Genomic DNA, 6,743 nt, shown 5'->3' on the forward strand with positions numbered 1-6,743 from the left:
AATGCCGTTCTTCACTCGGTCAAAGATATTATTAACGTTCGTGATATAGACGATGGCGAGTTCCTAGATAAAGTACACCATGGGAAAAAGATGAACCGACAGACAATAGAGAAACTCCACGCATTTGACCGCCACAATACAGCTAAGCTAGACCCCATAGAACAAGATATACGAACGATGAAGAATTATATCAACCAAATCCGTGAGTTAGGCAACAATGGAAAGTTACGTATTGGCAGTTATCAAGCCAGACAGCTAGATGATCAAAAGTTTCATCAAGAACTTATATCTGGAATCAAAAATAAGGCTGTGAGAAACGCCATTGGGCTAGAGGCAGTGCTCGGCGAAGCAGGTAAGCTTCTACTCTATAGCTATACTCGATTTGCCGCTATTCCGGTTCAGTATTTACAGAAACATTTTGAATTAAAAACCATGAGTTATAGCTACCGGGCTATACATGCAGTGACAGCAGCATCAGGAGACCATTTAACTACAGGAGAATTTTCTACCATTGAGCACCAAGTGGTTTCTAAAGTAAAGGTCTCGGACTATAAAAAGGTGAGACAGGGAACTTATTATACCTTAACTGATGGTAGGATTGTAAGGAAGTTTAAATCAGAAACGGGTGTAAATTATGAATTAGTGGATACGATTCCAGCCGATCGACACAAGCCAAAAGAACCGGAAAAGAGCTGGGTGGAAAAAGCTACTGATGGGATTGTCAAAGCAGGTTTTTATGTAGGATTAGCAGGATATAAGACTGGAAAAGCTGGTTTAAAAGTTTCCAAAGAGGCTTTAGACTTCGTTGTATTGGATGATGTGAATACGGTAATGGATCCAAAGGCTTCTACAATGGATAGAGTAATAGCAGGTGCTTCTTTTGTTCCAGTAGGAAAAGTTTTTAAGCTAGTTAAAGCTAGCGGAGTTATTAAATTTGCGGATAAGGGTAAACATACTGCTAAGAAGGTTCAAGGTACAGGTAAACTTAATAAAAGCTTAGCTAAGTCTTATTTAAGGCACATAGAGTTAAAAACTGGACGGAAAGTTCATAAAGGACAAACTGACCTTATAAAACAAGCTCTAAGGAACAATAAATTCGAAAAATTAACACCTAAACAGACAGCAAAACATAGAGGCAAATTTACATCAAGCTTGAAGGATAGATTAATTTTAGAATGGGAAGAAAAAACAAACCAAAAGGGGCCTCGTTATAAAGAAGAGGTTCTTGATAAGAATGGTGAAGTTATCAGAAGTATTGGGCAGCCATATGATGCTCATCACATTATAGAAAACAACTTCGGCGGTCCCCATAAATGGTGGAATCTTCACCCGGCAAAATATCCTGATGAACATCAAGCGGGAATACACGGAAAAGGATCACCATCAGGAAAACTATTTCCAAGGAGGTAATTTAATATGGCTGATTTTAATTTTATTAACGATATAAAAAATAAAACGTATGAGGTATCTGAAAGTGATATTTTAAAAGCTGAGCAAAGGATGAAAACCAAATTTCCAAATGATTTAAAACAATTATATTTGCAAGTTGGTTATGGTTTTATTAAAGGTCAAAGTGTTAATGCAATAAATAGGATACTCGGACCTGGTTCTGTAGCAGATATTAGACTCAGAGAAGGTGTTTTTGAACTTGATCCGGATTTAGAAGAAATTTACGATGACGAAGATAAACTTATTTTTTTTGAAGTAAACGAGGGTGTATATATTTCAATAGATTTAAATTTAGAGAATAACCCAGTGTTTTACTTTGATGTTCAGATAGCAGAATCGTTAGTGGATTTCTTTAAAAAGTTTCTGAATGATAACGAATATTATGTTGATTTAATTTAGTACCGAATAACTGGAAATAATAGGTACTATTCTAACCAATAATTTTGAAAACTATAAGATAAGCGCAAATATTATTGTGGACGTTGAATAAATAAATGTTAACATTTTTGGTAACAAACCAATAAAAATACTTGTTTATTGCCTTTAGACTCAATAGACACGTTTGTTTACATATCAACACTTATGTGTATTTGTAAAAATAAATACAACCAACTTTTCAATGATACCAGTCAAGACCAAATACCGTATATCGCATACCCGGGCGATATTATAAGATTTGACACAAAAAACTATGCCGTATATATCAATGGCGTGCCATATAAAGAGGACCTGGCGATAGGATCGACATTTTTTGATTTATACAAAGGCGATAACCAACTAATTACATCGCCACAAGAGGCGTTTAATACTAAGGTTATATACCGTGACACACATAGATAAGGAGGTAATCTATTGATTTATGTGACGGATGGACAAGACGGTAATATTTTAGATGTTATACCGGATAAATACATCGTAGAAGATTGGCACGAACGTAGTTTAAATAATCTCGAGGAAACGTACGAATTAATTACATGGGCTGATATGCCGTTTTCCGAGCATCTACAAGACCGGAACCGTTTACTAGTACCCGATGAAGACGGAACATACAGGGAGTTTATTATTACAATCCCTAGAAAATATCGTGATGGACAAAGACTGGTGTTAGAGGTAACGGCGTTGGCTAGTTATTTAGAGGATTTAACAAAAGCTAAAGTAATAGAACCACATAAAACAAAATCTATTACCAACGTAGAACATGTTAAAAACACACTCGAAGGCACGATATGGCAACCGGGCAATATTAAATACGAAGGGATTCGGACTCTTACGATTGAAAAGAATACGAATCCTTTTGCTATTTTGAAGCGATTGGCCAATGAATTTGGACTAGAAATCAACTTTAGAATTGAAATCGAATATAACCGAGTTGTTGGTCGTTACGTTGATATGGTGGAACGTATAGGAGAGTGGCGAGGAAGAACAATTGAGTTTGCTAAAGATCTATTAGGCATCGAACGAACCGAAGATACGAGTGATGTTGTTACGTCTTTAATCGGATATGGTCCAGAAAGAGACAACGGTACACGACTTAAAGTAGTTGTTGAAGATAAGGAAGCTTTAGAGCGTTGGGGAATACGTGACCCGGTGACAGGACAATTAAAACATCTCGTTGCCGAGTATGAGCCACAAAGCGACGATCAAGATATGACGTTGGATAGGCTACGTACGTTGGTTGAAAACGAGTTAGAAAAACGAATTAAAGCACTTGTCAGTTATAAAGTCACTTTCGCAGATGTGGAGCATGTGCCGGGCTTAGAAAACGAAAAAGTACGTTTTGGCGATACAGACCGTATAAAAGATACTCGATTTAATCCTCCATTATATCTTGAGGCAAGAGTGCATAAGCTTGGTAGGTCAACCGTAGATAAATCCCGTAAACAAGCTGAACTTGGAGATTTTACGGAATATACCGAGGAAGAGGCACATGCTATTTGGAAATCCTTGCAAGACCAGATAAGACGAAAAATATCCATGACAGAAATGCTCGAAGCAACCTATGACAAACTAACGATTGATCAAAAGGATAAAGTTATTTTTCAAGAAGGAAAATCGTTTGCTGAAGCAGTAGGAATAGAGGTAAAAGACTACGCTGATAAATCATCTAATCAAGCACTAATTGATGCTAAAGCTTATGCTGTAGCCCAAACAGTTTTTGATAATAAAATGATAGATCTTGCAGAGGAAATGGCTGACAAAGCAGGTATTGAATATGTTAATGGTCAACTGGTTGACAAAGTAAATGTCGGTGATGTATACACGATTGAAGAAATAAATAATCGTTTCTTGAATTATGTTGGTTTAACGCAATATGAAACAGATATGCAGGGTATTGTGTTAGATTTAGAAACCCAGTCTACTCAAATAGGTCAAAATGAAGCAGCAATCGGATTAAAAGCAGATGCCAGTTACGTCAATGCTATAGCGGGGACAGTAGAGGATCACTCAGCTCAATTTAATGTCATGGCAAATGAGATTAATAGTAAAGTGGACGCTACTTATGTGCAGGGTGAGATCGGAAAGATTGATGACTCTATAGACGATTTAAATACATTAGTAAGAAATCAATCTACCCAAATAACTCAAAATGCGAATGCTATATTGGAACGTGCTACTAAAACAGAAGTGGATGCAGTCAACCATCGTGTAAAAGACGCTATAGGAGAAATCGAAACCATTGCTGGACAAATCAGACTTAAAGCCAATAAGACGGATTTTGACACGTTAAACGATAAGGTGTTAACTAATCAATCACAAATCAATGTAATGGCTGGAAAACTCGAATTTAAAGCCGAATCGTCCGAGGTTAATGCGCTAGGTGAGCGTGTTAATTCGGCGGAGGTAACAATCGACGGACTGAAAAGTGAGGTAGAGCTTAAAGCAGACCGAATAGAGTTGAAAGGGTTTGTAACAGCCAACGACCTTAAAGTGCGGGGTGATCTTGAGTTTGGCGGTAAATTAAGAGGCGCAACAGGTACTTTTTCGGGAGAAGTTGAAGCTGCACAATTATTTATTAGAAACCCTAAAATAGAACAAGAAGGCGGTGTTGGCCTACAATTGCAAACAGCTATGTGGCAATCAAGTACAAGCAGACCTTTCCGTAAAACTGGGTACATCGATTTTAACACACTGAATAATGCTCTGGAAGTACGTCGTTATAACGAACAAGGGGCAGAGTACGCTTTAGATGGATTTAGTATGCACGCAAAAGTATCTGCATTTTACGGTGACGTAAGGGTAGGAAGTGGAGATGAAGGCGGTGTTCCGAGGCTCGAATTTGATATACCTGAAAGAATTAACAGGTCATCGATAAGGTGGAATGCTAACGTTAGTGCTGACTATGGCTTGATAGTACAAGTGGATGGTGATAATGTCGCATCTTTTGTGTCTAAAGGAAACCTTAAGGTAAATCGTATAGAACCTTATGATACGTTAGGACTTTATATTATGTCTCATCCAAAGGGGTCTATAAGATGTACAGATTACAACGGATGGAATAACGGTAACCCTAGATATGTTGATGTGCTGGCTGGTGACTTTATAAGACAATCTACTGAGCGCAGTAAAGATAATATTGAAAAGTACGAAGAAAACGCCTTAGAAATTTTAGATCAATCCGTTATCTATCAATACACAAAAAACGATAAAAAAGAAATTGGGTTTATATTAGAAAAGGAAACACCAGACATTATAAAACGCGAGGAAGGTATTAGCGGTTATTCTCTAGATGGTTTGTTGGTTAAAGCGGTACAGGAATTGTCATTTTTTAAAGATCAGCATAACGACAGAATAAACTTTTTAGAAATGCAAGTCGATGTACTAATGCAAGAAATAAATAACCTAAAAGGAGTGAGTTAATTGCAACAAGATGTAAATAAGATAATTGACCATATAAGCAACGCTTGGGCAAGTGACTTAGTTAACAGTAAAAAACAAGTCGCTATTTTGATGGAGGAAAACGAGCGCCTAAAAACAGAAATAAAAAATCTCAAAGCAGAAAAGGAGACTGGTGAAATTGAAGATACAAATAACTAGCGTGAACATGCGATATAAAGAAGGTCAGGTGGATAGTGTACAAGTACATTTTAATGGCAATGACGAGCAAAGAACAATTAGTATAAGTGGTTATATCCCACTTACAGCTGAACAATATGCAGGAAACGAAAGTGTGGGAGCATTAGAAGGAATTGTAAGGCAAGAAGTATCTGAAAAGGTATTGCAGGAAAACGCTGAATAGACGTTATTTTTATGTGAGGAATGGAGGGAAATTTTCCTTACTGTCGAATGTAATAATTAAGAAACTAATATTTTTAAAAAGGAGTGTCTCGAATGCAACCAATTGAAGAAAGGTACAGAAACATTGAAGATTTAACTTTTGAAGAGGCGAAAAGAATATTAGAGAGTGCGGGCTATAAAACTTATAATAATGTATACGATATGGGCGATGAGGTTTTAGTTGATGATAAAACCTCATATGGCGTTTTGGTTCCTGAAACTGCTCCAGAAGAATTATTGGAAGTGATAAAAGAAGAAGGAAGTGAATCTTATTCTTTTGATACAGGATCTATGAATGCTATTGTGGCAAAGGTTGCCCAAGTATTAATAAACCGAGTTGAGGAATTAGAAAAAGAAGTTGCAGAACTTAAAGCGAATAAATAGGTTAATTATTATAAGCATCTCAAACGAGGTGCTTTTTTAATATCAAAAAACAGGAGGTACATGATGATAGACATGATTATTAATATGGCAAAAACAACAACGGCAGTAGCATCTGTCGTTTTTGCATTTTTATATGGAGGTTGGACAGTGTCGCTAATAGCTTTAGTAGTATTTGTCGTATTGGAAAAAAGGTATTTATCTTTGCCATGGTTGCCGCAGCACATGTAATTGATCTAGTGCTGATTGATGCAACGGATATTGATGCTTTTGTAATGACTGCTACTATTTACTTTTACATTGTAAATGAGTTGGTATCAATCCTGGAAAACGCAGGTAGGTTAAGCTTGCCTATTCCAAGTCCAATTCGTAAGGCAATTAATATTTTCCAAGGTAGATTGAAGGATTACGATGACGACACTTTAAAAGAGAAAAACGTTGATTAAGGCGCTCATACAGGTGCCTTTTTTATATTACAAAAAATAAAGGAGAGGTTTAATAATGGCAAAAGTAGCTATTGGAGCAGGGCACGGTATGCATACACCGGGGAAAAGAAGTCCGGCTGACGAAAGAGAATGGTCATTTAATAATAAAGTAGTAACTGCAGCTGTAAGATATTTAAAAGAATATGGCATCAA

At 36.7% G+C, this 6,743-nt stretch carries 9 protein-coding genes; all 9 read left to right on the forward strand.

The features are described 5' to 3' along the window. On the forward strand, positions 1 to 1,410 hold a 1,410-nt coding region (locus tag D1839_RS19715), incomplete at its 5' end, for a T7SS effector LXG polymorphic toxin (RefSeq protein WP_120381470.1). A gap of 6 nt (positions 1,411 to 1,416) precedes the next feature. Further along, positions 1,417 to 1,848 carry an SMI1/KNR4 family protein gene (locus D1839_RS19720; RefSeq protein ID WP_120381471.1) on the forward strand — a complete coding sequence of 144 codons (432 nt, stop codon included), beginning with the start codon at positions 1,417 to 1,419 and terminating at the stop codon, positions 1,846 to 1,848. Between the two features lie 183 nt (positions 1,849 to 2,031). Then, positions 2,032 to 2,289 carry a phage distal tail protein gene (locus D1839_RS21530; RefSeq protein WP_183030290.1) on the forward strand — a complete coding sequence of 86 codons (258 nt, stop codon included), beginning with the start codon at positions 2,032 to 2,034 and terminating at the stop codon, positions 2,287 to 2,289. Positions 2,290 to 2,310: 21 nt separating this feature from the next. Then, entirely contained in the window at positions 2,311 to 5,307 is a 2,997-nt protein-coding gene (locus D1839_RS19730) for a phage tail spike protein (RefSeq protein WP_286164872.1), read from the forward strand. Further along, positions 5,308 to 5,484, forward strand: coding sequence for a hypothetical protein (locus tag D1839_RS19735; protein WP_166554471.1), 177 nt, complete (start codon positions 5,308 to 5,310; stop codon positions 5,482 to 5,484). Continuing rightward, the gene (locus tag D1839_RS19740; protein WP_120381474.1) at positions 5,465 to 5,686 is read left to right on the forward strand and encodes a hypothetical protein; all 222 of its coding nucleotides are present in this window, start codon (positions 5,465 to 5,467) and stop codon (positions 5,684 to 5,686) included. The genes D1839_RS19735 and D1839_RS19740 overlap by 20 nt, the downstream gene beginning before the upstream one ends. A 92-nt stretch (positions 5,687 to 5,778) precedes the next feature. Next, positions 5,779 to 6,108, forward strand: coding sequence for a hypothetical protein (locus D1839_RS19745; protein ID WP_120381475.1), 330 nt, complete (start codon positions 5,779 to 5,781; stop codon positions 6,106 to 6,108). A 63-nt stretch (positions 6,109 to 6,171) separates the two neighbouring features. Beyond that, positions 6,172 to 6,336 (forward strand): hypothetical protein, encoded by a 165-nt coding sequence (locus tag D1839_RS21025; protein ID WP_286168776.1) that lies wholly within the window; start codon positions 6,172 to 6,174, stop codon positions 6,334 to 6,336. Further along, positions 6,315 to 6,551 carry a phage holin family protein gene (locus tag D1839_RS19750; RefSeq protein ID WP_286168777.1) on the forward strand — a complete coding sequence of 79 codons (237 nt, stop codon included), beginning with the start codon at positions 6,315 to 6,317 and terminating at the stop codon, positions 6,549 to 6,551. The genes D1839_RS21025 and D1839_RS19750 overlap by 22 nt, the downstream gene beginning before the upstream one ends. Positions 6,552 to 6,743 lie beyond the last annotated feature (192 nt).

The organism is Roseburia sp. 1XD42-34 (assembly GCF_009917385.1).
Classification (GTDB): Bacteria; Bacillota; Bacilli; order Bacillales; family Amphibacillaceae; genus Virgibacillus.